Source organism: Pseudoalteromonas xiamenensis (assembly GCF_017638925.1).
Classification (GTDB): Bacteria; Pseudomonadota; Gammaproteobacteria; order Enterobacterales; family Alteromonadaceae; genus Pseudoalteromonas; species Pseudoalteromonas xiamenensis.
The window spans coordinates 582,994-608,761 of record NZ_CP072133.1 but is presented as its reverse complement, the minus strand read 5'-3'; the positions used below and the strand labels follow the sequence as shown (position 1 = coordinate 608,761).

Sequence of the window (25,768 nt, the reverse complement as noted above, 5' to 3'; positions counted from 1 at the left end):
GATTTGTGGAAATCTATCATTCTTTAAAAATCAGAGTATTATCTAGAGCAATTATTGAACTTTGGGTTAACTAATGTGTCTGAATGGGTACGCTGGTAAGTGACCTGAACACGTTATGTAAGTCCCAATCTAACTGGCAGGATGGTGTCAAAGGCCAATCAAACGAAAGAGGAAGTATGATAGAGATCCAAGGACTGTTTAAACAATATGGAAAGGAACCCGTTTTTAGCAATTTTAATTTATCCCTTTCACCCCGCAAGGTGTGTATTCAAGCACCCAATGGTCGCGGTAAATCCACACTTTTTCGTCTAATTGCAGGCGTTGAAGAAGGTTTTAGCGGCCAAATCAAATTTAAGGTGAAAAGTGGCGATAGACGTGACAATGTCGCTTTGGCCTCAGATGGGCTAGGGTTTCCCCCATTTCTAACCGCAAAACAAGTACTCGAGCTGACTCAATTCAATTGGCAGTGCAACTGGCCTGTTGAGTTAATTAAGCTGTTTAACTTTGCTGCATTTCTTGAGCATAAAGTCTCAACGTTGTCTTCGGGTAATCAAAAGAAGTTACAGCTGATCAACGCGATGATGCGTAACACACCGATTCTAATTTTAGATGAGCCAAGTGCCGCTTTAGATGCTCAAGGACTCTTATCATTGTTAGATTGGTGTCGAGAATTTAAGGGACAACTCATCATTAGCAGTCATGAACCTTCGCCATTTATCGATATTGGTTTTAGCCTACAACCTCTAGATGGTGAGAAATGAAGGGCTTAACTTTATTTTTCAATTACCGTTTTGATGCTTATTGTATCGGAATGCGCGAGTTATTTGAGCAAATCAAACAGTTTAGCGTGATGATTGTACTGCTCTTCTATACGGCGACACCTGGATTATTGGCGCTCATTTTTCTTTGGATGGGTAAAGTGGTGCAGGAACAGGTAGGGCAAGATGGTAGCCAAATTCATGCATGGGCGTTACTCGTGCTGCAGTCGGTGCTATTTCTTGTTATACGACCGGTCGTGTTGAACTCTGCAAACTTAACGTTCCAACGCTCTCTATTTTCCAACCTTTGGCCGTTGAGGGTGATGGATGGGGTACTGATGACGATTTCAAATGTGCCTTTTTGGATTGCGGTACTTTTAGCATCGCAAATGGGCTGGAGTAAGGTTGCTTTGGCACCACATTTTAGCTTGTTTATCGTTGCTCAGTTAATTTTTGGATTGATTAGTCTATACCGTCCTACTGCTGTTTTCATCAGTCTAGTTTCTGCATTTCTGCTGGTAGGGTGGTTTTCCACGTTGTTTTTGTGGTTAAGCTTCATCATTATATGGCTAATATGCTTAACACTTTTACCACTCGACAAATACTTAAACGTTGCCAGTGTTTCCAATTTTAAAGCGAATAGCCAAATGTCTTTTTGGCTGATTTGGGTTAAGGAACACGCTTCTTCTGTGTTATGGCGTTTCGGTGTAATGTTCGTTTTACTCTTTACTTCAGATTACGTGCTCACTTTAAGACCAGACTTAATTGAAGTAATAGGAGCGTTTTGTATCGCGTTGAGCTTGCTGCTTTGGGGAAGCTTTATCTTCGCAACGAAGCCATTGCTTAAGCAATATCTAGGATTTTGGCGTAGCCTTAAATTAGAAAAGAAGATTTATCGGCAATTTTTTGGACTGCATTTATGCGTACTTTTCTTTGTTTGGGGAGGGCTATACGTCTGGTTTGGAATGCATTCTCTGATGCTTTTCTTTATTCCCTGTATTCCACTATATGTATGGTTAGCATGGTTATCAGCTCAACTCTTTTCAGTCATGTGGTGCAGTTCCGTTTTTATCATTTTCTTGATTTACGAATTACTTTATTTGTCCGCATAAAAAAAGCCAGAGACATGCTCTGGCTTTGACTCCACTTTTTTATTTAGGCTGTCGTCGCTTCGCTTGAGACAGCTCTTGCTGCGTTACCAGCAAGCAGATCCTTCGGATCAAAATCATCAACATTGATTACAGCTAAACGCTTTTCTTCCACCGCTGCTAATTTTTCAGCTTCAGCTTCAGTTAAAATACCTGCTTCTAAGCCCATTTGTGCCACTTTATCTAATTGCATAAATGGCAGCTTTTCGCCTTTGGCACGACATACTTTGTCGAATAAAGGCTCAACAGCAAGGATGTCCTTCAATGTTTGCTCTTGTTTACCAATTAAGTTCAACGGTTCATCTTTTACGTAGATGAAGTTGGCTAGACGGTCACGTGACGCGTTAGGCACTTGAAGCATATGCGCTAATTTGTGCTCAAGCGTATCTGTTGGTTTACGAACAGGACGACCAAATGGGAATAGCATGACTTTAAGCGCGCCACGAAGCACTGCTGAAGGCATATTATTGATAAGGTCAGCCAATGCACGTTGACACAGATACAAGTGCTCTTGACAGCTCCACTGTACAAACGGCAGATCTTCTTTTTGACGACCTTCATCGTCATAACGTTTAAGCGTGGCTGAAACTAAATACAGGTAGCTCAGAAGATCACCTAAGCGCGCAGAAATACGCTCTTTACGTTTAAGTGAACCACCGAAGACAGCCATACAAATATCAGACATCAATGCAAGTGATGCACTGTAACGAGCTGCATTGCGATAGAACACCGCTGTTTCGTCATTAAATGGCACTTTCGTAAAACGCGCACCTGTTAATGCTAACCATTTAGTGCGCACTAAGTTTGAAATCGTAAAACCGATGTGACCCATTAATGATTTATCAAAGCTTTCAAGGGCTGCTTGTTTATCTGTCATCGTTGTTGCATTTAGTTCAGCAAGAACAAACGGATGGCAGCGGATAGCACCTTGACCATAGATAATCATGTTACGAGTTAGGATGTTCGCGCCTTCAACGGTAATCGCAATTGGCGCGCCTTGGTAACCTCGGCCTAAGTAATTATTTGGACCTAGGCAGATACCTTTACCGCCATGGATGTCCATAGCATGAATGGTTGAATTACGCATTTGCTCAGTTAAATGGTATTTCAAAATAGCTGAAATAACCGATGGCTTTTCACCCAAATCAACTGCGCCGGTAGACATACATACTGCAGCATCACTGCTGTATGCGTATCCAGCAAGCTTGGCAAGTGCTTCTTCAATCCCTTCCATCTGACCGATAGGTAAGCGGAACTGACGACGAATACGGCTATAAGCACCACTTGCAAGTGCAAGTGTTTTGATGCCACCGGTCGAATTTGATGGCAGTGTAATTGCACGACCAACAGACAAACACTCAACCAGCATGCGCCAACCTTGACCTGCCATTTTTGGACCGCCGATAATGAAGTCTAATGGTACGAAGACGTTATTACCTTGTGTTGGACCATTTTGGAAAGGCACGTTAAGCGGGAAATGGCGACGGCCGATTTTTACACCTGGCGTTGATGTTGGAATAAGCGCGCACGTGATGCCTAATTCTTCTTTGTCACTCAAAAGACCTTCAGGGTCACGAAGCTTAAATGCAAGACCAAGTACAGTAGCCACTGGTGCCAGAGTAATATAACGTTTGTTCCACGTCAGACTAATACCAAGAGTTTCTTTACCTTCCCATTCACCTTTACACACAATACCAAAATCAGGAATTGAAGAGGCATCTGAACCAGCTTCTGGTGAGGTAAGTGCAAAGCAAGGGATTTCGTCGCCTTTTGCAAGGCGTGGCAAATAATGGTCTTTTTGTTCTTTAGTGCCGTAGTGTTGTAGAAGTTCACCTGGGCCTAATGAGTTAGGTACACCAACAATTGAAGACAGTAGCGTCGATTTACTCGTTAGTTTTTGTAAAACGCATGATTGCGCGTAAGCAGAAAACTCAAGACCACCATATTGCTTTTTAATGATCATCGCAAAGAACTTATTGTCTTTGAGGTATTGCCATACTTCAGGCGGAAGATCCGTTAGTTCGTGTGTTGCTTTCCAATCGTCTAGCATTGCGCAAACGGTTTCAACTGGACCGTCTAAAAATGCTTGTTCTTCTAAAGAAAGGCGAGGTTTCGGATATTGGTGCAGTTTTTTCCAATCTGGGTTTCCACAGAAAAGGTCTGCTTCCCACCAAGTCGTACCCGCGTCAATTGCCGACTTCTCAGTTTCTGACATTGTCGGAGTGATTTTTTTAAAGGTCTTGAAAAGAGGAGCAACAATATACTGTTGACGAATATTTGTTAGAGAAAGTGGTAGCACAATCGCTAAAAATAGAAGCCAAGAAAAAGTACCGAATGCGCCAGCAATACTCCCTACAATGAGTGTTGCAGCCGCAATACCTACGCTGGTATTCCAGCTAGCGCGGTTATAGCTTGCGATAGCAAGCATTGCTATCAAAGCTAAAGTGAATAAGAGTGTCATTTCGTTCTTCCTTATAAGAGGTCTGACCACCTTGCTTAGACTAGCGATAACCTGTGTTTATTTCAAGTTAAAAATGTGCAACGTGGTTGGTTCAAGGACGATTGGGATCTAAAGTATAGCCAAACTTAGCTTGGTGTGAGGACAAAGACACCACCGTCAATTTGAGTCAGCGGCGTCTTTGTAAAAAGGAGATTACATTATACGAGAGAAGAAAGACGGTCGCTTAGCACCTGAACGGTTACGGCGCATTGATGAGCGGATTTGCGCTCGCGTACCAGCTAGCCAGTTCTCACGATTTACATTTGCAGCTTCACCTCTGCGAGCTTCTTCTGTCGCTCGGAAACCACAGAACTCACGGTAGGCTTTTAAATCCAAAGATAGGTTTTGCAGTACAAGTTCAATCATGATTGCATCGTCAAGGTAGCCAATGACAGGCACGTGATCAGGGACAATGTCTTCTGGTTCACTAAAATACGCTAACGAGGTCATGATTTCTTTCTTTTCATCTTCCGGCATTTGCCATTCTTCATCTTGAACCGCATTGATTAATGCACTTAACGACATTAAACGGGACTGAACAAATTCAGGAAGTGGAGCGCTTTCCATTTTCTCAACCAATGCCTTTGCACGAGAAATAATTTCCTCATTTGAGAGCTGTTCAGATTTTGCAATTGCCGCATCCATTAAATGACGGAAGTGAGCTAAATCAGCATCAGTTAGTTCTAAATTAATTTCTAAAGACATGTATTACTCCCTGAAAAATGATCATAAATTGTTGTTTTTCTTTTTTAAGTTAGGCATGTACCTATGACTCTATCTTGCCAGAACTTACCCAAAAGTGTAAGTCACACTATAGTCGGGATTTTCCAAAAAGACTAATGACAATACCCGATAATTGGTCTGAAATTTCACGTAGTAATTACCAACAAAATTCGGCCGCTTTACCATAGTCGTAGCAATTGCTAGGTCGCTTTGATTTAATGATTAAAAATTAACAATAGAGAAATCTTGTTGAAATTTCATCACTTTATGATTTTCGCCTTATTGGCGGGTTGTGCGAGCCAACACCGAGTTACCGTAATTAATAATGAGAATTATCCTGTAAAGTACGCAGAAAGTGGGCAAAGCGAAGCAATATTTAGTAACGCTTATCCGGGTAAAAAAACGTATCCAGTGACTTGTGAAAAGAGCTGCTATCCAGCGCATCCCGATTTAATTTGTGAAGAACCGGACGATAGATGTCATTACATTGGCAAGCAAATATCGCCTGTCTTGCAAACTCAATTTACCGTTCAATGGCTGGGACATGCTAGTTTTCTTATTAAAACACCAGACGAACAAACTTGGCTTTTAGACCCTGTAAGCGGTCAGTTTGATTGGCCTGTGAATTGGGCATTTGTGGTGAGTGGAGGGAGAAATAGAAATACACCTAATTGGCCTACTGCTGCGGAACTTGAAGCTGTAAATGCCGTTTTTTACTCACATATTCATTATGACCATTTTAATAAATCGGATATTCAAGCAATAGGCGCTAAACCTAACTATTTCGTCCCACTTGAATTTTCAGATTATTTTCCATCTGGAAACTACAACATCACCGAGATGTCTTGGTATGCACAGACCAAACTAGGCGAAGTTAACATTCACTTTGTACCCGCCAACCACTTTAGCAACCGAATGTGGGTACCGTTTTTATATAGTGACTATGGAAAGACACTCTGGGGTGGATGGGTATTTGAGCATCAAGGGAAAACACTTTACTTCGCAGGCGACACCGGCTATTCAAAACATTTCAAGGACATTCAAGAAAAGTATGGAGAAATTGACATTTGTTTGCTGCCCATAGCGTCTTATTATCATCCAGAAGAAGGGAATTGGTTTCGGTATGTTCACACTACCCCCGAAGATGCGCTTGTCGCGGCACAAGAATTAGGCTGTAAAGTAATGATCCCCTGGGGTTATGGAAATAAGAGTTGGGGCATGGGAGACGTAAGTGCTCATGCTCCATTAAAACGACTACTTTACATGAAAGAACGATTAAACAGTAAAGTACCTGCTTACATATTGAATGAGGGCGAATCGATTTCGTTGTAGCGTGTGAATTTAACTTAAAATTTTAAAGATTGCGCAAAGAGGGGCTGATAGCCCCTCTTAATCTGCGTTGTTCGGACTTTACTTTGTTTGGATAGTACTGCAGTTGCCATCTATTGAAATATCTGTCCCACCACCTATCGCTGCTGTTTGTTTAATTGGTAGTGCTTTTTTGTTACCTAAAAGATTTTTGACGTTTTTTTTGTTTAATTTTAAACGTAGTAACATTTTTATCTCCTTATTAATCACTAGTTAGTCATCGCTGTATTGAGTGATATTTATTCAACCAGCTATTCGTACCATATAGAGAATAAAGCGAAACTGCAAACTTCGACCATTAAGTTCATAGCTATAATGTAAGGCAATGACTATGAATCTTGTTGAATAACACGCAGCACATACTCTTCCCCTGCTTCATCTTCTGGAACAATGTCGGTTTCTTCAAGAGCGGCATCAATCCATCGTTTGAGCGTTGGGCAGCCTAGTACATGGTTGCAATATTGCTGTGCTTGAGGACTTAGGTACACACCATATGTTTTAAAGCGCAACACAACAGGGGCATACATGGCATCAACGATTGACCAATTACCAAATAACCATCCTCCTTCGTAATTACTGTGTTGGCTGAATATTTCGTTGATTCTCGATATGTCTTTTTGCACCGCGACGGTAATGTCGACTCGACGATTTGCTCGGATATTCATCGGCATCGCAGTTCTAAGTGCCGTAAAACTACTTACCATTTCAGCGCTCAGCGCACGAGCTTTCGCTCTTTCCGCTACAGTACTTGGCCATCCTGCGCCTGAGCAATAAGCTTCACTTATATATTCACCGATTGCAAGAGATTCACATACGGTGAGTTCACCATCTTGTATGGCTGGGACTTTTGAGTTTGCGGCGATACCTTGAAGCGATTGATAAAATGCTTTGGTGAAAAGCTTCAACATTATCTCTTCGTGTTTAATATCCAATTTATTGAGAATTAACCAGGCTCTTAACGACCAACTCGAGTAGTTTTTATTGGCGATAAAAAGTTTCATTTTCAGTTCCTTGTTGTAGAAAGTGATCCTACTTTACTTATAATGGTGAAGAACAACTATCTGATTAAAGTTATGCAACGTATTAGAGTTACTTATGGATATTGAATCATTACGTTCTTTACTCGCTTTTGTTGAAACGGGCAGTATCACACGAGCGGCAAAACAAGCGTTTCGCACGCAAGCTGCTATTAGCATGCAGATGAAAAAGCTTGAGATGGAACTCGGTAAACCGATTTTCGTGAAAAATGGGCGCAATTTAAACTTAACCGCGGAAGGCCAGCAATTGGCACGGTACGCTCGACGTTTAGTCAGCTTACATGATGAAACGCTGTTGGCAGTTAAAAATAAATCAATCAAGCATGTTGTTCGAGTAGGCTGCCCAGATGATTATGTCGATGCGGTTTTACCAAAACTAGTCAACGTTCTAAACGATACTTTCGATGAGATAGAAATACAGGTCGTTTGCGGGCCGAGCTATCAATTGAGAATAATGTTGGATTCTGGCCAGCTTGACCTTGCGATCGTAAGCCGAGTACCAGCCTCAGAAGAAGGATTCTTGTTACTTAGAGGGCAGGGAATTTGGGCGGGACTAAAAAATTCGATACTGGTTGAACGTGACGTGATTCCAATCACCGTATTTGAAAAAGACTGCAAATTTCACCAAGCGGCCATTGAAGGATTAATAAAGCTGGCAACCCCTTTCAATATTGTTGTAATGAGTCAGAGCTTCAGTGCACAAAAGTCTGTCATTTTAGGAAACCAAGCAATTGGCGCGATGGCGGACATTAGCTGCGAATCTCCGCTCGTTAAAGTTGAACACGCTAAATTACCCTCGCTGCCAGTGGTTGAGCTTGCACTTATCATTGCAAACATTCCAAACGCGTTTATTACAAATGACTTGGCGTTTACTTTAGCAAGAAAATTTGAGCACGCGAACTTACACGAAGAGGAATAATCTAGAGGCGTGAAGTTCGTAACCGTACTGATTAATTTTAAACTGAGGTAAACCATATTTAGAGGTTGTGTCCACAAAATAGGTGGTGAGAGGCAGTTTCCTTTCTTATATAAATTGCATGGATTGATTTCAGGATAATAATTCAAAGCAAAAAATTAACACTGCGCAACCTAAGTTTCTATATAGGGCGTTGAAAATAATAAAAATATGAAAGCATAGTGTATTAGGGATGTAAGAAATGGTTTTTGTTGTTAATATGGAACCATAAAATTAACATATCCCGTTTCTTTGCCAAAACGCAGGTGTGTAACATGCGTAGTAGAGCAGTTTGCAATGAGTGAGGTGCGTTGTGACCTCGACGTCACTTTTCCATTAGTAGCTTCGCGAAATGAGAAAGTTGATGGCATTAGCCAATCTGCGTTGAGAGTTTGGAAGTCGTAGGCGGAGTTAAACAAGTAGTATAGGAATACCGCGATGTTCAATAACATGTTAGCCGTGCTGGGTAGGTTAATTACTGTCTTGGAGCTAGTCGCCTACGTGGCGTTGGTAGCTTTGAGCTATCACAGTTTTAAAGTACTTTATTTTGCTGGCAAAAACATAATTCAGACTCGCTCAGATACACTACTACATAGCTGCTTTATCGTTGCGGTATGCGTCGCTATTTTTCCGATTTCGAGTGACATAGTTAGAGACTATATTCTTGCTCTGGATATGGAAAAGATGGCGTTAAGGCAGCTGTTCTATTTATCAATGTTTGTCATGGAATGTGGATTTATGTTTGCACTCGTCGCGTTCCATTGGATTGGTGGTTGTGCGTTATCTCCGCTTGCGCGGGTGAATTTGGTGTTGTCAGTATTGATTTGTTCTGTTGAAGCAACGCAGTTTGTAGCTCGAGGAATTTACGGTTTTGATGGATTAATGCCTTTTTATAAAACAACAGTGCTCACACTCCATGCTGCGACACTGTTCTCAACCAGTGCTTATCCGTTCGCACATTTCTGGCGCTACAATCGCTAAGTGTAGGATGCTTCAACGAGTGTCGTGTGCACGGCCGTTTTGTCGGCCTAAACCTTGATGGCTCACCAACCAAACTAAATTTAGAAATCGTTGCTCATTACTGGTTAAATTATCAGTGCTTGTCAGGGTTACAATCAAGTTAAAATTAAGCTTATATCAAGCAGGGTAATCAATACGGTTAATGACTGGGAGTGAATGTGTGACCAGGATCGTTTTTGGATCTCTCGAGCTGTTTTAACCTATTAATTTAAAAGAGTAATATAGCATTGTGTGAATTGTTAGGGATGTCGGCTAATGTGCCTACTGATATCTGTTTTAGCTTCTCTGGTCTACTTGAACGTGGCGGGAATACGAGTCTCACACCGTGATGGCTGGGGGATTACGTTTTATGAAGGCAAAGGGTGTCGCACGTTTAAAGACCCAGAACCCAGTTGCTCATCTGAAATAGCGAAACTTGTTAAAGCCTATCCGATCAAAAGTGTATCGGTGATAAGTCATATTCGTCAAGGTAACCGAGGCCGAGTTTGTTTAGAAAATACGCACCCTTTTACTCGTGAGTTGTGGGGCAGGGAAATTACGTTTGCTCATAACGGACAGTTATCAAATTATCAAGATTTACTGACTGATTGGTATAAGCCAGTAGGAAACACGGACAGCGAACTGGCCTTCTGCTGGATTTTAGATCAAATTAGGGAGAAATACCCGAAGCGACCAACAAACATGCTTAGCGTTTTTAAATATGCAGCAAAACTTGCAAATAGATTGCGTGATAAAGGTGTGTTCAATATGTTGTTCACCGATGGTGTTTACGTGCTTGCCTTTTGCAGCAATAACTTACATTGGATCACACGTAGAGCACCTTTTGGCAAAGCAACATTGATTGATGCTGATGTCGTGATTGATTTTCAAAAAGAGACAACGCCAAATGATATTGTAACGGTGATTGCAACTCGACCCCTTACGAACGATGAAGCATGGCAAAAGATGTCACCAGGTGAAGCCGTGATCTTTAAGTTGGGTGAAAAAGTATTTTGACGATTACCGAATTTAGATAGTAATGGAAAGAGGCCAAGTTTACCTTGGCCTCTTTCATTTAAATGTTTACCGATTCGTTGTTGAAGTGTTTCAGTTGAATTTGGAATTGTTCAACCCCATCCTTGCCTTTGAATAGCTGAACCAACATATGATCTAGGCTTGGAGCGAACCAAACATAAACTTGTCGTTTATCGTTATCATAAACACGTTTAACTTTGATCGTTTCAAAATTGCCGATAGGTAGCGTAATCGTTTCTGTGCCCACGACTTCGAATTCGTAATTCTTTTCGTCGCCTTCTTTTCCAATGATCGGATAACTGACTTTTGTTTTACCCGCTTTTACATCAAGACGAAGCTGCGTTTGATAGCTTAATAAGTCTTGCCAGTCCTCTCGCCAATCGACTTTTAATGGAAATTTTTTGTCACTGTGGGTAATTGATTTTTCATTTCGGTTGAAGTCTATTTTATACGACTTGTCAGGACCTGTACCCTCCCGCACCATCGAATAGCTCGTTGGATGGACCATATCATTTTGAAAGAGGAAAGTGGTCTCTTCTTTACGCTCATCGGAAAAGATCATCCATTCAATATTGCTAGAATATTTCAGTACGTAGGTTTGCTCCGATGCTTTTTCTAGTTCTCTTTTTGCTTCGCCATGAATTTTACCTTTGCGCATAATATTGTAATCAGCTTTATAAGGCTGAAGTTCAGAAGCGCTTAGCGTGAAAGGCAAAGAAGAGAAGAAAAGCGCGCCTAAGCTTAAAGCCAAGACGCGTTGTTTATTTTTATGGGTAGTTAACGCCTTGTGCTGGTACAACTTGGTTATCAAGAACTGCATGTTCTGCTTCCATTGTTAGTCTATGTTCACTGAACCACTGGACCACCAAAGGATAAATGACATGTTCTTGAACATGTACTTTTTCAGCAAGGCTTTGTGCTGTTTCATTAGATTCTATGGCTACTTTGGCCTGTACGATTACAGGTCCGCCATCTAATTCTTCAGTTACAAAGTGTACGCTAACGCCGTGTTCAGCGTCATTTGCGTCAATTGCCCTTTGGTGGGTATTCAGCCCCTGATACTTAGGCAACAAAGATGGATGAATGTTCAACATTTTTCCTTTAAATTTTTGCACTAAGTCAGGTGTTAGAATACGCATAAATCCGGCTAATACAACCAGATCAGGGGAAAATTGATTAATAACGTCTGCAAGGGCATTGTCGTATGCGTCACGTGAAGCGAATGCTTTATGATCCAATACTTCTGTATGAATATCTGCTAGCTTTGCACGTGTCAGGCCATAGGCGTCTGCTTTGTTACTGATAACGGCAGCGATGCTGCCGTTAATTTAGCCAGATTTGCAGCCATCAATGATGGCTTGCAAATTGGAACCGCTACCCGAGATCAATACAACGATTCGGATTGGGGTCATTATTGAGCACCACCGTGAATTTCAACTTGCTCTTCGTCGCCGTTGCGCGTTTGAATTTCACCAATATGCCAAGCGGTTTCTCCTTGTGCTTGCAAAATCTCAAGCGATTGCGCAAGTTTATCAGCAGGTACAGCTAAAATCATACCTACACCGCAGTTAAACGTACGATACATCTCATGCGTTGTGATGTTGCCATTCTCTTGTAACCAGTTGAAAATAACCGGCCAATTCCAGCTTGCACCATTTACAACGGCTTTAGCTGTTTCTGGTAATACACGAGGAATATTTTCCCAGAAACCACCACCTGTAATATGTGAAAGTGCATGAACATCAACGTCTTTCAACAGCTCAAGTACAGATTTCACATAGATGCGAGTAGGCTCAAGTAGGTGTGCAGAGAGGGCTTTGCCTTCAAGTTCGCTGTTTGTATCAGCACCTGAAACTTCTAATACTTTACGGATCAGTGAATAGCCGTTTGAATGTGGGCCACTTGATGCAAGCGCGATAAGCTGGTCTCCAGCATTAACTTTTGAACCGTCAATGATTTTAGATTTTTCAACTACACCAGTACAGAAACCAGCGATATCATAGTCATCGCCTTCGTACATGCCTGGCATCTCAGCCGTTTCGCCGCCAATCAATGAACAGCCTGCTAATTCGCAGCCTTTACCAATACCTGCAACGACGTCAGCTGCTGTATCCACATCTAACTTACCAGTTGCATAGTAATCAAGGAAGAAGAGGGGTTCTGCACCTTGAACGATTAGGTCGTTTACACACATAGCAACTAGGTCGATACCGACTGTGTCGTGCTTTTTAAGATCAAGAGCTAAACGCAATTTAGTACCAACACCGTCAGTGCCAGCTACTAAAACAGGTTCTTGATAGCCTTTTGGAATTTCACAAAGAGCACCAAAACCGCCAATACCGCCAAGCACTTCAGGGCGACGTGTGCGTTTTACTACACCTTTAATTCGCTCAACCAATGCGTTACCAGCATCGATATCTACACCGGCGTCTTTGTAGCTAAGAGACTGTTTTTGTTCGCTCACAGGTTTTCCTCAAAAATTAATGGGGTTGCTTAGAAACGCGGGCATTTTACTACAGTTGCGAGGCAGGGGCTAGTTGATTTCATAGTGTGTGATGTGCAAACAAGGATATATGTCCGCAATTTGTTAATAAAAATTGTTAAGATTTTACAAATCTACAGAAGTGATATTTAAAAATGAGAATTAGTGAAAAAATTTAAAGTATAAATTCTAAATATATCTATATGAATATTATAGTTTTATGTTCATTTTGTTAAGTTTAAATGTAAGTTCTGTTGACAATTATTTACAAAATCACTGTTGTCGAGATGTTAATTTTGTTTTGGTTCTGATAGTTTTCTGTTCGAACGCAATAACAAGTTGGAAATGTTCATTATGATGACTAAGAAAAATAACAAACACGTACTATTCGCAGTTACAGCACTTTCTATGGCTGTTTCAGCGTCAATTCAAGCACAAACAAATGGTGAATTTGTAAAAGAGAACCTAACCGTTGCGACTGTTAAATCTCCTTTACCAAAGCGCTACATTGTTAAATACAAAGACCAAGTGTCTTCACTAGGTAAAAATGCGCAAGGAGCGATGGCAAAGGTAGCTGATTTAAAAATGGCAACTCTTGGCATCAAAAATGGACATTTCAAATCAGACTTAAACCTATTTGTTGCAGAGCTTGATTCAACTCAACTGTCAAAATTACAAAACGACAGTGCGGTTGAGTACGTAGAAGAAGATTTACCACGCCGCCTAATGGCACAAAGCCAACCGTACGGCATCGGCATGGTTCAAGCGGATCAAGTAGATGATAGCGTTGCTTCAGCTGCAGCAGGCGGTAAGAAAATTTGTATCATCGATTCAGGCTTAGATCTTCCGCATGAAGATATGGGCGCAAAAGGCGGTACAATCTCTGGTACTAACGATAGCGGTACTGGTAACTGGTATGATAACGGTGGCCCTCACGGTACGCACGTTGCTGGTACAATTGCAGCATTGAACAACGGCATTGGTGTACGCGGTGTAATCGGTACAGACCCGTCAATGCATATCATTAAAGTATTTAATGCGGAAGGTTGGGGTTACTCATCTGATTTAGTTTCTGCAATCAACAAGTGTAAAGCGGCTGGTGCTGATGTGGTTAACATGAGCCTTGGTGGTGAAGGTTCAAGTACTACAGAGAAAAACGGTATTCAAGCGGCGGCTGATGCAGGAATGTTATTAATCGCTGCTGCAGGTAACGATGGCGACGCGACGAAAACAACTGATGTAATGAGTTACCCAGCATCATACGATTCAGTTATGTCTGTTGCGGCTATTGATAGCAACAAAGAACTAGCAGACTTCTCTCAAAAGAACTCACAAGTTGAAATCGCAGCACCTGGTGTTGATGTATATTCAACCTACCCAGAAGGCGATGGCTCTGTTGTTGAACTGAAAGTCGGTTCATCTTCATTTGAATCAAATGCGATGGAAAACCAAGGTTCTGCAATGGCAGCACTATACAACTTCGCAACAGGTGAATCGGTTGACGGTGGCGCAAGCGGCAAAATCTGTTTAATTCAACGTGGTAACATTTCATTCCACGACAAAGTTAAAAATTGTCAAGACAGCGGTGGTGTTGGTGCGGTCATCTATAACAACGCAGCGGGTAGCTTCGGCGGTACATTAGGTGATACGAACGCAACATCTATTCCTGCAGTAACTGTTTCTGACGCAGATGGCGCAACAATGCTTGGCCAAATCGGTATGTCAGCAACGTTAAATATTGGCCCTGGTAACTACGGTAAAATGAGCGGTACATCGATGGCATCTCCGCACGTTGCGGGTGTTGCAGCACTTGTGTGGAGTCACCACCCAAGCTGTACAGCATCAGAAATCCGTACGGTACTAACTGCGACGGCACAAGATTTAGGCGCAGCAGGTCGTGATGTTAAATTTGGTTATGGTTTAGTACAAACTAAAGCGGCTATTGATTACATCACAGCTAATGGCTGTTCTGGTGATGTTACACCTCCACCAACAACAGGTTCTGAACTTGAAAATGGCGTTGCTAAATCAGGTCTTGCTGGTGCGAAAAACGAAGAACTACTCTTCACGTTTACAGTACCTCAAGGTGCAACTAATGTGAAAGTAGCAATGTCAGGTGGCACAGGTGACGCGGATCTTTATGTTAAATTTGGTTCTGCACCGACAACATCTAGCTACGATTGTCGTCCATACGAAACTGGTAACAACGAGTCATGTTCACTGACTCAGTCAGGTGGTGTTTACCACGTGATGTTGAAAGGCTACAGTGCATTTGCTGGTATTAATCTAGTTGCAAGTTATGATGAAGACTCAGGCACTAACCCAGGTACAGCTCAACCAATTAACGAAACAATTAGCGATGTAACTGTAAGTCGTCGCGCTTGGAAACGTTACACTGTTGACCTAGTAGATGGTTACGCTGACCTTAACATCGCAATGTCAGGTGGTACAGGCGACGCGGATCTTTATGTAACTCACGGTGCACAATCTACAACGTCTAACTACGACTGTCGTCCATACAAAAACGGCAACGCAGAGTCTTGTAGCTTCACTAACCCACAATCAGGTACTTGGTACATTGATATCTATGGTTACAGCGCTTCAAGTGGTATTACACTTAACGTGACTGCAACACCAAAATAATGAAATAAATTTGTTTTGTGATACAAATTAGAAGGGAACTCGATGAGTCCGCTTTTTTATGGTTTAAACCAAGCCCGTTGCAGTGAACCCATAGTGACGCCTGCTATCAAGGAAAACACACCCAAAAATTGCATCCAAGCGTTTTCAGAGCGAATCACTTGTTTGCGCTTGTTTGTTTCCTCCTCATAGAAACGTCGACCTTGAGCATCGGTTTCGACAAAACTTTCACCCCGGTAGGTGAACAGCAGTTTTGATTTGGGATCACGGCGCTGTGCGAATTGTTTGTAATACTGATTTACTTTGTCTCTGACGTCTTGTTCTTCGAAAGGCACGGCAAGCGTTGCCCAGTTGGCAAATACTTGCAATGGTTCGCCATCAAGTAACACCCCCGCAGAGACATATTCATACTGCGTTTCGGGGAAAAATATCTTTTCATGACCGCTAAACAACAAGGCACCACCAAACGAAATGGAAATAATTGCAGCACTGAGCCACTGTTTTCTTGAAAGCTGCTGTTTATTTGAGTGAGCACGTGACCACATCTCAATATCTGGGATTTGTCGCAGCTCGTGTCGCATACCACTGCTTTTTATTCCTTGCATAAATGCGGCGATGTCCATGTCTAATGCCGCGAGGAGCTTGCGAAAAACATCATTGGATGGAACGGATTTATCGTTTTCTAACTTTGATAAATAACTTTGTTCAACATTCATTTTAAGCGCGAGTTCTGGTTGGCTGTATGCTTTGTCAGTTCTTAGTTGTTTTATATATTGGCCGAAGGTCATAGGTTTTCCTTATTGCTGTTATTTTTCCCTTAGTCTTGGCTAGTCATGCATAAATACCAACATGAATATATTGGAATATTTAGGAATATCATGAGATTACGAAATAAATCGAAAGGCCGCAATGGTTGCGGCCCATTTTGATGTTTACGCCTCTGCGATAAATACTGCACGAAGTGGAGCAGGGTAACCTTCGATGGTTTTAGTGTGATCATCTGGGTCGAGGAAGTCTTTGAGGGATTCGGTTTGCATCCAATCGGTGCTGCGTTGTTCGTCCAAAGACGTAACATCTTTATTGACGACGCGAACATTTTTGAAACCAACACGCTCTAACCACAATTTCAACGCATCGCAACTTGGGATGTACCAAACGTTTCGCATTTTTGCATAACGATCAGTTGGGACCAATGCGGTGTGAACATCGCCTTCTACTACTAAGGTTTCAAGCACCAATTCGCCACCTTTTCTTAGCTGAGCTTTTAATTGTGCTAAAAAGTCGATTGGAGAGCGACGATGGTACAGCACACCCATTGAGAATACTGTGTCAAAAGCTTTAAGTTCAGGTAATTGTTCTACACCAAGTGGCAAGAAGTGAACTTGAGGGTCTGGATTAAAGTGTTTAACCGTTTGGAACTGCGCTAAAAATAAATCAGACGGATCGATACCGACGACGAGTTCAGCGCCTTCTCCACGCATACGCCATAGGTGATAACCAGAGCCGCAACCAATATCCAATACTTGACGACCTTTGAGTGGGCTAATGTGCGGTAATACGCGATCCCATTTCCAATCGCTGCGCCATTCAGTATCAATATGAATACCGTGCAAAAAGAAAGGCCCCTTGCGCCATGGCATTAAACGTGTCAATAAATGCGTGAGTTGCTTTTGTTGCCCGTCAGAAATTTCTTTGGCAAGGCCAATCTCAACTTTATCGTTCACGTTGACATGCTGCGTGTTTGTCACTGGTAGATTTTTAAGCACTTTTTCCCATTGTGGCCATTCGCCATGTTGGGCTTCATTTTTCCAGTGGGTCAACTGGCTAGGTAACGTGTTTAGCCAATGCGATAATGATGTTTTTGCGATTGCAGAATAAAAGTCGTTAAACCAATCTTGCATGTTTTATTACCTATATTACTTTACTGCAACTAACGAGCAGAAATTAAAGCATTGATACCAAACTTGAACTTGTTTAAAGCCAATCGAGTTCAGTCGCTCGTGGTGTGCACTGAGTTTATCCGTGATCATCACATTTTCAATCGCGGTTCGTTTTTGGCTAATTTCTAGTTCTGAATAGCCATTAGCACGTTTGAAATCATGGTGTAAGTCAATGAGCAAATTGTCATTAAAATCGTCTTCACCACGAACCTTCTCACTCAGCAATAACACACCGCCTGGCTTTAATGCGCTGTAGATTTTTTTGAGTAGCGCAACACGTTGCTCGGGGGAAATAAATTGCAGCGTAAAGTTCATTGCAACCACGCTGGCATTACTTAATGCAACGTCATTTATATCGCCAAGCTCAACTTGAACCGGAACATCTGAACGAAAACCCTGCAAATGGAGTTTACATCGTTCAACCATTGCTTCTGAGTTGTCAATTGCAATAATCTTGCAATTTTCTTTTGCAATATTGCGTCGCATACTCAACGTGACTGCACCAAGCGAACACCCTAGGTCGTAAAGATTGGAGTTACTTTGGGCGTAAATACCCGCAAGTTTGCCCATCGTACTGACAATCGTTGCATAGCCAGGCACGGAACGTTGGATCATATCTGGGAACACTTCAACGACGTGTTGGTCGAAAGTGAAGTCTTTTACAGTCTGCTCGTGGGCATAAATACTGTCTTTGCCGGTCACAATGCATCTCTCTTTGTAAATAATCGCGTTATTTTAGCATTTTATTCTGGATAGTCAGTGATAAATTGATAAGCTTGGCTAGTATTAACAATAAGATCAAAAAGAGATAACAGATGTCGAGAAGCAAAGTGATCACTACAGAAGATATTCTTTCAACTTTATGCCACTCAGTGACTGAGGTTTTGTCCTCTGCATCCGGTAATTCGATTAGCTACTCAGCGATGGTTCAGAAAATCACTCGCACATGTATGCGTCCAGATATCGGTTGCTTTGTATTATTCGACGGTGGTTTTACGGGACTCGTTGTAACAAACTTTACTGCTCAAGCTGCAATGGAGATTTATCAGGATTACATGCGCAGCATGGGTATGCCAGAGGAAGAAATTGCACAAAGCCATTTGTCAGACGATGTGTCTAACGTGATGGGCGAGTTGATGAACCAAATTGTCGGTGATTTTACAAATAAAGTGCGCGAACAGTTACATACGTCTATTACGCAAAACCAACCGAAAATGATGGCGATAACAAAACAAGTCCAGATTTCGGTTGATACAACTATGGACAGACCGCAAGCACGCCGCGTGACGTTTACTACGCAAAACCAAAACATTTTCTATTTAGAACTTGCAATGGATAAAACGGAGTTTATAAAACTACATGATTTTGACATTGCCGAATCGGTAGACCCAGATACTATCATCGCGAATCAAGCGAAAAAGAATCAAGATAAAAAGTCAAAAGCGGCAAGCAATGACGTGGAAGATTCCGCTGATGATGACTTTATGGCAGAACTTGGGCTGTAAAGTCTCTCAGAAAGAAAAGAGCGTTTATCGCTCTTTTTTTTATGCATATATTGCGGTTGCCAAACAGACCTAGGCTTTATTTAGAACAGTTTGAAGCTAATTTTGTATTGTTATTCGTAAAAACTCAGTTGTTTTTGCTCAAGGACTAGAAACAACCGAAGGTCGAGTTCAAGTTGGTGATAGTCCGGTGCCATGTGGCAACAGAGTTGGTAAAACGCTTTATTGTGGTCAAGCTCTTTAAAGTGCGCCAACTCATGAACCACTAAACAGCGTAATAAAGCTTCGGGGGCAGTACGAAGTTGACCTGCAATAGCGATATGGTGTTTAGCTTTAAGTTTCCCGCCATGTTGTTGGCGTTTAAAGGTGTGTGTCCCTAGCGCATTTTTAACTAAATCTGATTGTTTTTTATACGCAACAGAATCCATTCGCGGTGTATTTTTTAGAAATCGCTGTTTGAAGTCGTACGAATAATCAAACAACAACTTATCGCTTTTAATTTCGTGAGCTTTCGGGTATTTGTTTTGAAAGTAATTTACAAGACTCTCATCATGTTCAATTAATTGAAGAATTTGCGTCTGCAGAGATTCAGGATAGTGTAAAAAGTACTGCTTGAAAGACATAGTTAAACCTTGTGAACATAAAATAGCGGGATCCCGACCTTCTGAATTGCTTGTTATTCTAACCTAAGTTCATAGGGTTCTAAAACAACGAGTCCTGCCGTATCTCTTTTTCTGCGGGAAAGGGTGATAACACCTGATGTTCTACGCCCAAATCTTGAATGAACTGGCGTGCCAGAAATGGAGAATCGATGTTATCGGTCGTATGAAAGAATACATACGGTGACTTTCCTTGTTGTAGCCACACCCTAATTTTATCAAGCCACGGCGCATAGAATGCGCGATTATCGATTCGAGTATCACAGCCCACAAATCGCACTATTGGTGAAGTTGACGTGGCTATCACGTTTACAGGTAGACGCGGTTTTTTTCGTTGTGCGTCGATTATTGCCGGAGTGCAAGGCGCTTCACTAAACAATGGCCTTGTATCCATAATGATGCGATTAATTTGTCGGTCAATCAGTAATCGATTTAGCTTCCGCTCCTCTTCACCCTTTTTAAAAAAGAGCGGGTGCCTGACTTCAAGTGCCATAGGAAACTCATCCGGAATAAGTTTGATAAATTGAAAAAGTAAATCTACATGTTGAGGACCAACACTAGCTGGTAGTTGCAACATGACTTGTCCAAGTTTTGGCAAGAGCGGAGCCATGAGTTTAAACCAATCAAGTAGCGCGTGTTTATCGGGTCGCAGGCCTGATTCATGGCTGAAACGCTTTGGCAGTTTAAAAGTAAAGCGAAAATCGTCAGGGACAGAGTCATACCAGTTTTGAATAGTACTCGATTGTGGGTCCGCGTAAAACGTAGTATTTCCTTCAACGGAATTGAAGACTTGCGCATACTCGTGCAACATGTCCTTTGCTTTAACGTGTTGACTAAAACAGTTTCCTTTCCAGTGATTACTGCTCCACTGTGGGCAGCCTAAATACAACATAGCGCGTCTAAACAATCGATTTTCAGAAAGGTTAACAAAATTCGCAATTATGTTCGCGTTTTTTCGCTTTCTTATGGGCAATTAAGATGACTTTACTAACCAGTTTTATATAATTGGCGGATATTTTTATTTGATAATGTCCAAGCATTTGAACTTGGGGACAGTTGAACAGGAAGATTATGCGCTCTATATACTGCGGAAAACTTAATAAATCGCATGTAGACCAACAGGTTGAATTATGTGGTTGGATCAACAAACGTCGTGACCTTGGTGGTCTTATCTTCGTAGACCTTCGCGATCGTGAAGGAATCGTGCAAGTTGTTTTCGATCCAGAAGTTGAAGGATTGATGGATAAAGCAAATGCGCTTCGTCAAGAGTTCTGTGTTCAAATTAAAGGCGTAGTCCGCGCGCGTCCAGATAGCCAAGTGAACAAAGACATGGCGACAGGCGAGGTGGAAATCCTTGGTACTGATTTAACAATCGTGAACCGCTCAGAGCCATTACCGCTTGATTTTAACCAGCAAAACTCAGAAGAGCGTCGCTTAACATATCGCTATTTAGACCTTCGTCGCCCAGAAATGAGCGATCGCATCAAATTGCGTGCGAAAGCGAGCAGCTTCGTGCGTCGCTATCTTGATTCGAACGAGTTTCTAGATATTGAAACGCCGGTACTTACGAAAGCAACACCAGAAGGTGCGCGTGATTACTTGGTACCAAGTCGTGTTCACAAAGGTAGCTTTTACGCGTTGCCACAATCACCTCAGCTATTTAAGCAATTGCTGATGATGTCTGGTTTCGACCGTTATTACCAAATCGTAAAATGTTTCCGTGATGAAGATTTGCGTGCTGACCGTCAACCAGAGTTCACTCAGATCGATATCGAAACGTCATTTTTGACGTCTGATCAAGTGCGTGCAATTACGGAAAAAATGATCCGTGAAATGTGGCTTGAATTCAAAAACGTTGATCTTGGTCAGTTCCCAGTGATGCCATACAGCGAAGCGATGAGCCGATTTGGTTCAGACAAGCCGGACCTACGTAACCCATTAGAAATTGTGGATGTCGCAGATTTAGTTAAAGACGTTGAGTTTAAAGTGCTTTCAGCGCCTGCAAATGACGAGAAGGGTCGCGTTGCTGTGATTAAAGTGCCGGGCGGCGCAGTCATGTCACGTAAACAAATCGACGACTACACAAAGTTTGTTGGTATTTACGGTGCGAAAGGTCTAGCGTGGTTAAAAGTGAACGACCTCGCACAGGGTGTTGAAGGTATTCAATCGCCAATCGCTAAATTCTTAACGGAAGATGTCATCAACGGGTTGCTTGAGCGTACTAACGCGCAAACGGGTGATATTTTGTTATTTGGCGCAGATAAGCGTAACGTTGTGAACGAAGCGTTAGGCGCATTGCGTATCAAGCTTGGCCTTGATTTTGAACTAACACGTTTGGACCAGTGGGCACCGCTTTGGGTTGTTGATTTCCCAATGTTTGAGGAAGACGACGAAGGTAACTTGCACGCTGTACACCACCCATTTACAGCGCCAAAAGGCATCACAGCCGAAGAGTTAGAAGCGAATCCTGCAAACCAGCTGTCAGACGCGTACGACATGGTGTTGAATGGTTACGAAGTGGGCGGTGGTTCTGTCCGTATCCATAACAACAAAATGCAACAGGCCGTATTCCGTATTTTGGGCATTAACGAGCAAGAACAACAAGATAAGTTTGGGTTCTTACTTGAGGCGCTGAAATATGGTACTCCACCACATGCAGGCTTAGCATTCGGTCTTGACCGTCTAGTTATGCTACTTTGTGGAACAGATAATATTCGTGATGTGATAGCGTTTCCAAAAACCACGCAAGCTTCTTGTTTGATGACAAACGCACCTAGTGTCGCAAACCCAGAAGCGTTAAAAGAATTAGCAATTGCAGTTGCGATTGCGAGTTCAGAAGACGCTGCAGAGTAATCGAGCTAATTTCGAATAAAAAGGCGACGTTTAGGTCGCCTTTTTTGTGTCTGTGGCAAAGTTACTGGTAATTCATACAGTATTGCGGCATTATGTTTGCGAATCTTTTTAGAAGAACAACAACAAACTCGGCATGTACAATAGGTGTTTTGTCTACAATGAAATTGGCGCATTTAGAGTCCGTTTTAGAAATACGGTATGTCGAGGTGAGAGGGTAATGTGGCTATTGTACTTGGAATTGACCCAGGCTCGAGATTAACAGGTTACGGTGTAGTGTCTTATCAAGGTAATAAGTTTCAGTATCTTGGAAGTGGCTGTATCAAAGTAGGCGAGTTTGACTTTCCGACGCGTCTCAAGATGATTTATCAGGGAATCAGTCAACTCATAGAACAGTTTTCCCCTGATTCTTTCGCAATTGAACAGGTGTTCTTAGCAAGGAATCCAGATTCGGCATTGAAGCTCGGACAGGCAAGGGGAGCCGCGATAGTGGCAGCGACAGTACAAGATCTTCCAGTGTATGAATATTCGGCTCGTCAGATAAAGCAGGCGGTTGTCGGGACCGGTGCAGCAAAGAAAGAACAAGTACAACACATGGTAAAACAGCTTTTGAAATTACCAGGTACACCCCAAGCTGATGCTGCTGATGCGCTAGCCGTTGCGATATGCCATGCGCATTCAGAGCAAAGTTTGATCCGTTTGGCCGGTAGTGCCACAAAAACGGTTCGAGGCAGATTAAGACAATAAAGGTGACACATGATTGGACGTTTGAGCGGAACATTATTAGAAAAGCAACCGCCAGAAATCTTGATTGACGTTAATGGCGTCGGCTACGAAGTATCCTTACCAATGACCTGTTTTTATGAATTACCAAAATTAGGTGAGGTAGTTGCGGTTTATACCCATTTTGTTGTTCGAGAAGACGCGCAATTGCTTTTTGGTTTTGTTACTAAAGAGCGGCGTTCGTTGTTTCGTGAGTTGATTAAAGCAAATGGTGTCGGACCCAAGTTAGCGCTTGCGATATTATCGGGCATGTCAGCCCAGCAGTTTGTCCAATGTGTACATAATGAAGATGCGTCAACGTTGGTTAAGATCCCTGGTGTAGGAAAGAAAACAGCAGAGCGTCTTGTACTCGAAATGAAAGATAAGCTCAAAGATTGGGGTAATGACCTACTGACGCCATTCAGTGATGATTCGATACTGCAACCACTCGAAGATCCAACGGTTGCAAATTTACCAGAAGACGATGCAGTTGCCGCGTTGGTGGCGTTAGGTTATAAACTTACTCATGCACAAAACGCAGTGAAAAAAGTCGCTGTAAGTGGAATGAGTACAGAAGCGATAATTAAAGACGCGTTAAAGTCGATGATGTGAGAAAAAAATGATTGAAGCAGATCGTCTTATTGATGCCTCGATAAAAGGCCAAGAAGATATTGTAGACCGAGCGATTCGGCCCAAATTATTGAGCGATTATACCGGTCAACCCCATGTTAAAAAGCAAATGGAAATCTTCATTGAAGCCGCAAAAAGTCGCGGAGAAGCGCTCGATCACTTGCTCATTTTTGGCCCGCCGGGATTGGGAAAGACGACACTTGCAAACATTGTAGCGAACGAGCTTGAGGTGAATATCAAAACAACCTCTGGACCTGTGCTTGAAAAGGCGGGGGATTTGGCGGCGTTACTAACGAATTTAGAAGAAGGGGATGTACTTTTTATCGACGAAATTCATCGCCTTAGTCCACAAGTTGAAGAAATTTTATATCCTGCGATGGAAGATTACCAACTTGACATCATGATCGGCGAAGGCCCTGCTGCGCGCTCGATAAAGTTAGATCTTCCTCCTTTTACGCTTGTTGGCGCGACAACTCGAGCAGGTTCTCTTACTTCACCACTTCGTGACCGTTTCGGTATCGTTCAACGTCTAGAGTTTTATAATGTGGCGGATCTTACGCAAATTGTCAGCCGTTCAGCCCATTTTTTAGCATTGGAGATGAATTTAGGCGGAGCTGAAGAGGTCGCAAAACGGTCTCGTGGCACCCCACGAATTGCAAATCGCTTGCTCCGCCGTGTACGAGACTATGCTCAAGTAAAAGGCGATGGCAGTGTGACACAAGAAATTGCACACGCCGCTCTGGATATGGTGGATGTGGATCGCTGTGGATTCGATTATATGGATAGAAAGTATCTTCTTGCCATTATTGAGAAATTTATGGGTGGTCCTGTTGGCCTTGATAACCTAGCCGCCGCAATAGGTGAAGAGCGAGAGACGATTGAAGATGTCATCGAGTCCTTCCTGATTCAACAAGGTTTTATTCAAAGAACGCCAAGGGGTCGTATTGTGTCCGATAGGGCGTATTTGCATTTTGATCTGCAAAAACCTGAATCCAATTAGCTGTATTTAGTATGAAGTAGCGCGTTTTTTCAGTGCGCTACATTCATTTCTCTTAATGCGCTAGTGCTAGTTTCAAATACAAAATCACTCAATGCGATTAATGAAAGATAAACCGTTAAAATTGCGAATACGCTTTATCGTTTAAAAAATCCTCTTACCTGCTTGCTTTAGCCATGCTCTTCTTCAAATTCTTTATTTATTATAACAAACAAGAATGTTTCAAACGCTATTGAATCCAAGCTGAGCAATGGACACAAAGCAAAAAGGAAGAAAACGCGAGTTGGATTAATTTGGGCAAAAAAAAGCCCGCAAAAAATGCGGGCAAAACAACAAGTTGAAGGAAGTAATCCAGGGAACGAGTCAAGTTATTTTTGGTTTTATCCAAACGTAGCTCAACTCAACAATACGACAAATCAGTAATCATATTGCTAACAACTGTGCTTAGCATCAATGATGCTTGCTGCTCAGTACAGGGTGTATATTACGCATCATTTTCGTATTGTTCAAACTAGAAAAATTTCTATTTCGAATTAAAAAAACTAATATCAAAAATAATGACTAATTTGCAACTGTGAGTAAATAATAAACAGAAACAGCATTAAGACCTTGTAAATAAACGAAATTAACATTTGCTTAAATTTTACTCTGGATTAAAATTATTGTTGGAAAATGGTCTGACCAAAGCGAGATGTGGTAAAATATTCAGAATGAATGCATAAAAGTAGAGTTTTATACAGATTCAGTGAATAAATAAAAGATCGAAAACACCGTGGAGAAATA

Annotated in this window: 22 protein-coding genes and 2 pseudogenes; 12 read left to right on the top strand and 12 right to left on the bottom strand. The window is 42.0% G+C overall.

Going from position 1 to position 25,768, the window contains the following annotated elements:
• Positions 1-83: 83 nt before the first annotated feature.
• Together J5O05_RS03025 and J5O05_RS03020 are read left to right on the top strand one after the other, a co-directional pair.
• Positions 84-761 carry an ABC transporter ATP-binding protein gene (locus tag J5O05_RS03025; protein ID WP_341874700.1) on the top strand — a complete coding sequence of 226 codons (678 nt, stop codon included), beginning with the start codon at positions 84-86 and terminating at the stop codon, positions 759-761.
• Entirely contained in the window at positions 758-1,870 is a 1,113-nt protein-coding gene (locus J5O05_RS03020) for a DUF6136 family protein (RefSeq protein WP_208843536.1), read from the top strand. Before J5O05_RS03025 ends, J5O05_RS03020 begins: the two co-directional genes overlap by 4 nt.
• Positions 1,871-1,913: 43 nt before the next feature.
• Here J5O05_RS03020 and fadE read toward each other — a convergent pair whose 3' ends face one another.
• Together fadE and J5O05_RS03010 are read right to left on the bottom strand one after the other, a co-directional pair.
• Positions 1,914-4,367, bottom strand: a complete 2,454-nt coding sequence (gene fadE, locus J5O05_RS03015) for an acyl-CoA dehydrogenase FadE (protein ID WP_208843535.1) — start codon at positions 4,365-4,367, stop codon at positions 1,914-1,916.
• A gap of 192 nt (positions 4,368-4,559) precedes the next feature.
• Positions 4,560-5,111, bottom strand: a complete 552-nt coding sequence (locus J5O05_RS03010) for a YkvA family protein (protein WP_208843534.1) — start codon at positions 5,109-5,111, stop codon at positions 4,560-4,562.
• A 267-nt stretch (positions 5,112-5,378) separates the two neighbouring features.
• Here J5O05_RS03010 and J5O05_RS03005 point away from each other — a divergent pair, with 267 nt between their 5' ends.
• Positions 5,379-6,461: an MBL fold metallo-hydrolase gene (locus tag J5O05_RS03005; protein WP_425281514.1), complete on the top strand. Its 1,083-nt coding sequence runs from the start codon at positions 5,379-5,381 to the stop codon at positions 6,459-6,461.
• 78 nt (positions 6,462-6,539) lie between these two features.
• Here the strand turns inward: J5O05_RS03005 and J5O05_RS03000 are convergent, their stop codons facing one another.
• On the bottom strand, positions 6,540-6,686 hold the full coding sequence (locus J5O05_RS03000) for a hypothetical protein (RefSeq protein WP_208843533.1): 147 nt from the start codon (positions 6,684-6,686) through the stop codon (positions 6,540-6,542).
• Positions 6,687-6,826: 140 nt separating this feature from the next.
• Positions 6,827-7,498 (bottom strand): glutathione S-transferase, encoded by a 672-nt coding sequence (locus J5O05_RS02995; RefSeq protein WP_208843532.1) that lies wholly within the window; start codon positions 7,496-7,498, stop codon positions 6,827-6,829.
• A gap of 94 nt (positions 7,499-7,592) precedes the next feature.
• Between J5O05_RS02995 and J5O05_RS02990 the strand changes: the two genes are divergently transcribed.
• The 3 genes and pseudogenes from J5O05_RS02990 to J5O05_RS02980 all read left to right on the top strand — a co-directional run bounded on the left by J5O05_RS02990 (position 7,593) and on the right by J5O05_RS02980 (position 10,505).
• Positions 7,593-8,453: a LysR family transcriptional regulator gene (locus J5O05_RS02990; RefSeq protein WP_208843531.1), complete on the top strand. Its 861-nt coding sequence runs from the start codon at positions 7,593-7,595 to the stop codon at positions 8,451-8,453.
• Positions 8,454-8,927: 474 nt separating this feature from the next.
• Positions 8,928-9,470, top strand: a complete 543-nt coding sequence (locus tag J5O05_RS02985; RefSeq protein ID WP_208843530.1) for a hypothetical protein — start codon at positions 8,928-8,930, stop codon at positions 9,468-9,470.
• Between the two features lie 266 nt (positions 9,471-9,736).
• Positions 9,737-10,505 (top strand): annotated as a pseudogene (locus J5O05_RS02980) (class II glutamine amidotransferase).
• 58 nt (positions 10,506-10,563) lie between these two features.
• Here J5O05_RS02980 and J5O05_RS02975 read toward each other — a convergent pair.
• The 3 genes and pseudogenes from J5O05_RS02975 to purM all read right to left on the bottom strand — a co-directional run bounded on the left by J5O05_RS02975 (position 10,564) and on the right by purM (position 12,987).
• Positions 10,564-11,343, bottom strand: coding sequence for a DUF3108 domain-containing protein (locus J5O05_RS02975; protein WP_208843529.1), 780 nt, complete (start codon positions 11,341-11,343; stop codon positions 10,564-10,566).
• Positions 11,291-11,935, bottom strand: a pseudogene (gene purN, locus J5O05_RS02970) (phosphoribosylglycinamide formyltransferase). The gene J5O05_RS02975 and the pseudogene purN overlap by 53 nt, the downstream one beginning before the upstream one ends.
• Positions 11,935-12,987, bottom strand: a complete 1,053-nt coding sequence (purM, locus tag J5O05_RS02965) for a phosphoribosylformylglycinamidine cyclo-ligase (RefSeq protein ID WP_208843528.1) — start codon at positions 12,985-12,987, stop codon at positions 11,935-11,937. Before purM ends, purN begins: the two are co-directional and overlap by 1 nt.
• 372 nt (positions 12,988-13,359) lie before the next feature.
• On the opposite strand from purM, the gene J5O05_RS02960 reads away from it, so the two are divergent.
• A complete protein-coding gene (locus J5O05_RS02960; protein ID WP_208843527.1) occupies positions 13,360-15,648 on the top strand; it encodes a S8 family serine peptidase in 2,289 nt (762 codons plus the stop codon).
• Between the two features lie 56 nt (positions 15,649-15,704).
• On the opposite strand, the gene J5O05_RS02955 is transcribed toward J5O05_RS02960, so the two are convergent.
• From J5O05_RS02955 to cmoA, 3 genes are all read right to left on the bottom strand, one after another.
• Positions 15,705-16,433 carry a helix-turn-helix domain-containing protein gene (locus tag J5O05_RS02955; RefSeq protein WP_208843526.1) on the bottom strand — a complete coding sequence of 243 codons (729 nt, stop codon included), beginning with the start codon at positions 16,431-16,433 and terminating at the stop codon, positions 15,705-15,707.
• A gap of 144 nt (positions 16,434-16,577) precedes the next feature.
• Positions 16,578-17,546 (bottom strand): tRNA 5-methoxyuridine(34)/uridine 5-oxyacetic acid(34) synthase CmoB, encoded by a 969-nt coding sequence (gene cmoB, locus J5O05_RS02950; protein WP_208843525.1) that lies wholly within the window; start codon positions 17,544-17,546, stop codon positions 16,578-16,580.
• 15 nt (positions 17,547-17,561) lie between these two features.
• Positions 17,562-18,287, bottom strand: coding sequence for a carboxy-S-adenosyl-L-methionine synthase CmoA (gene cmoA / locus J5O05_RS02945; protein WP_208843524.1), 726 nt, complete (start codon positions 18,285-18,287; stop codon positions 17,562-17,564).
• A gap of 113 nt (positions 18,288-18,400) precedes the next feature.
• Between cmoA and J5O05_RS02940 the strand changes: the two genes are divergently transcribed.
• A complete protein-coding gene (locus J5O05_RS02940) occupies positions 18,401-19,090 on the top strand; it encodes a DUF3334 family protein (RefSeq protein ID WP_208843523.1) in 690 nt (229 codons plus the stop codon).
• 110 nt (positions 19,091-19,200) lie between these two features.
• Here the strand turns inward: J5O05_RS02940 and J5O05_RS02935 are convergent, their stop codons facing one another.
• Positions 19,201-19,710, bottom strand: coding sequence for a M48 metallopeptidase family protein (locus tag J5O05_RS02935; protein WP_208843522.1), 510 nt, complete (start codon positions 19,708-19,710; stop codon positions 19,201-19,203).
• A 79-nt stretch (positions 19,711-19,789) separates the two neighbouring features.
• A complete protein-coding gene (locus tag J5O05_RS02930) occupies positions 19,790-20,638 on the bottom strand; it encodes a DUF72 domain-containing protein (protein WP_208843521.1) in 849 nt (282 codons plus the stop codon).
• A gap of 179 nt (positions 20,639-20,817) precedes the next feature.
• On the opposite strand from J5O05_RS02930, the gene aspS reads away from it, so the two are divergent.
• The 4 genes from aspS to ruvB all read left to right on the top strand — a co-directional run bounded on the left by aspS (position 20,818) and on the right by ruvB (position 24,988).
• Positions 20,818-22,599: an aspartate--tRNA ligase gene (gene aspS, locus J5O05_RS02925; RefSeq protein WP_208843520.1), complete on the top strand. Its 1,782-nt coding sequence runs from the start codon at positions 20,818-20,820 to the stop codon at positions 22,597-22,599.
• A 219-nt stretch (positions 22,600-22,818) separates the two neighbouring features.
• Positions 22,819-23,343, top strand: coding sequence for a crossover junction endodeoxyribonuclease RuvC (gene ruvC / locus J5O05_RS02920; protein ID WP_208843519.1), 525 nt, complete (start codon positions 22,819-22,821; stop codon positions 23,341-23,343).
• A 9-nt stretch (positions 23,344-23,352) separates the two neighbouring features.
• Entirely contained in the window at positions 23,353-23,970 is a 618-nt protein-coding gene (ruvA, locus tag J5O05_RS02915) for a Holliday junction branch migration protein RuvA (RefSeq protein WP_208843518.1), read from the top strand.
• A gap of 7 nt (positions 23,971-23,977) precedes the next feature.
• Positions 23,978-24,988: a Holliday junction branch migration DNA helicase RuvB gene (gene ruvB, locus J5O05_RS02910; RefSeq protein ID WP_208843517.1), complete on the top strand. Its 1,011-nt coding sequence runs from the start codon at positions 23,978-23,980 to the stop codon at positions 24,986-24,988.
• Positions 24,989-25,768: the final 780 nt, after the last annotated feature.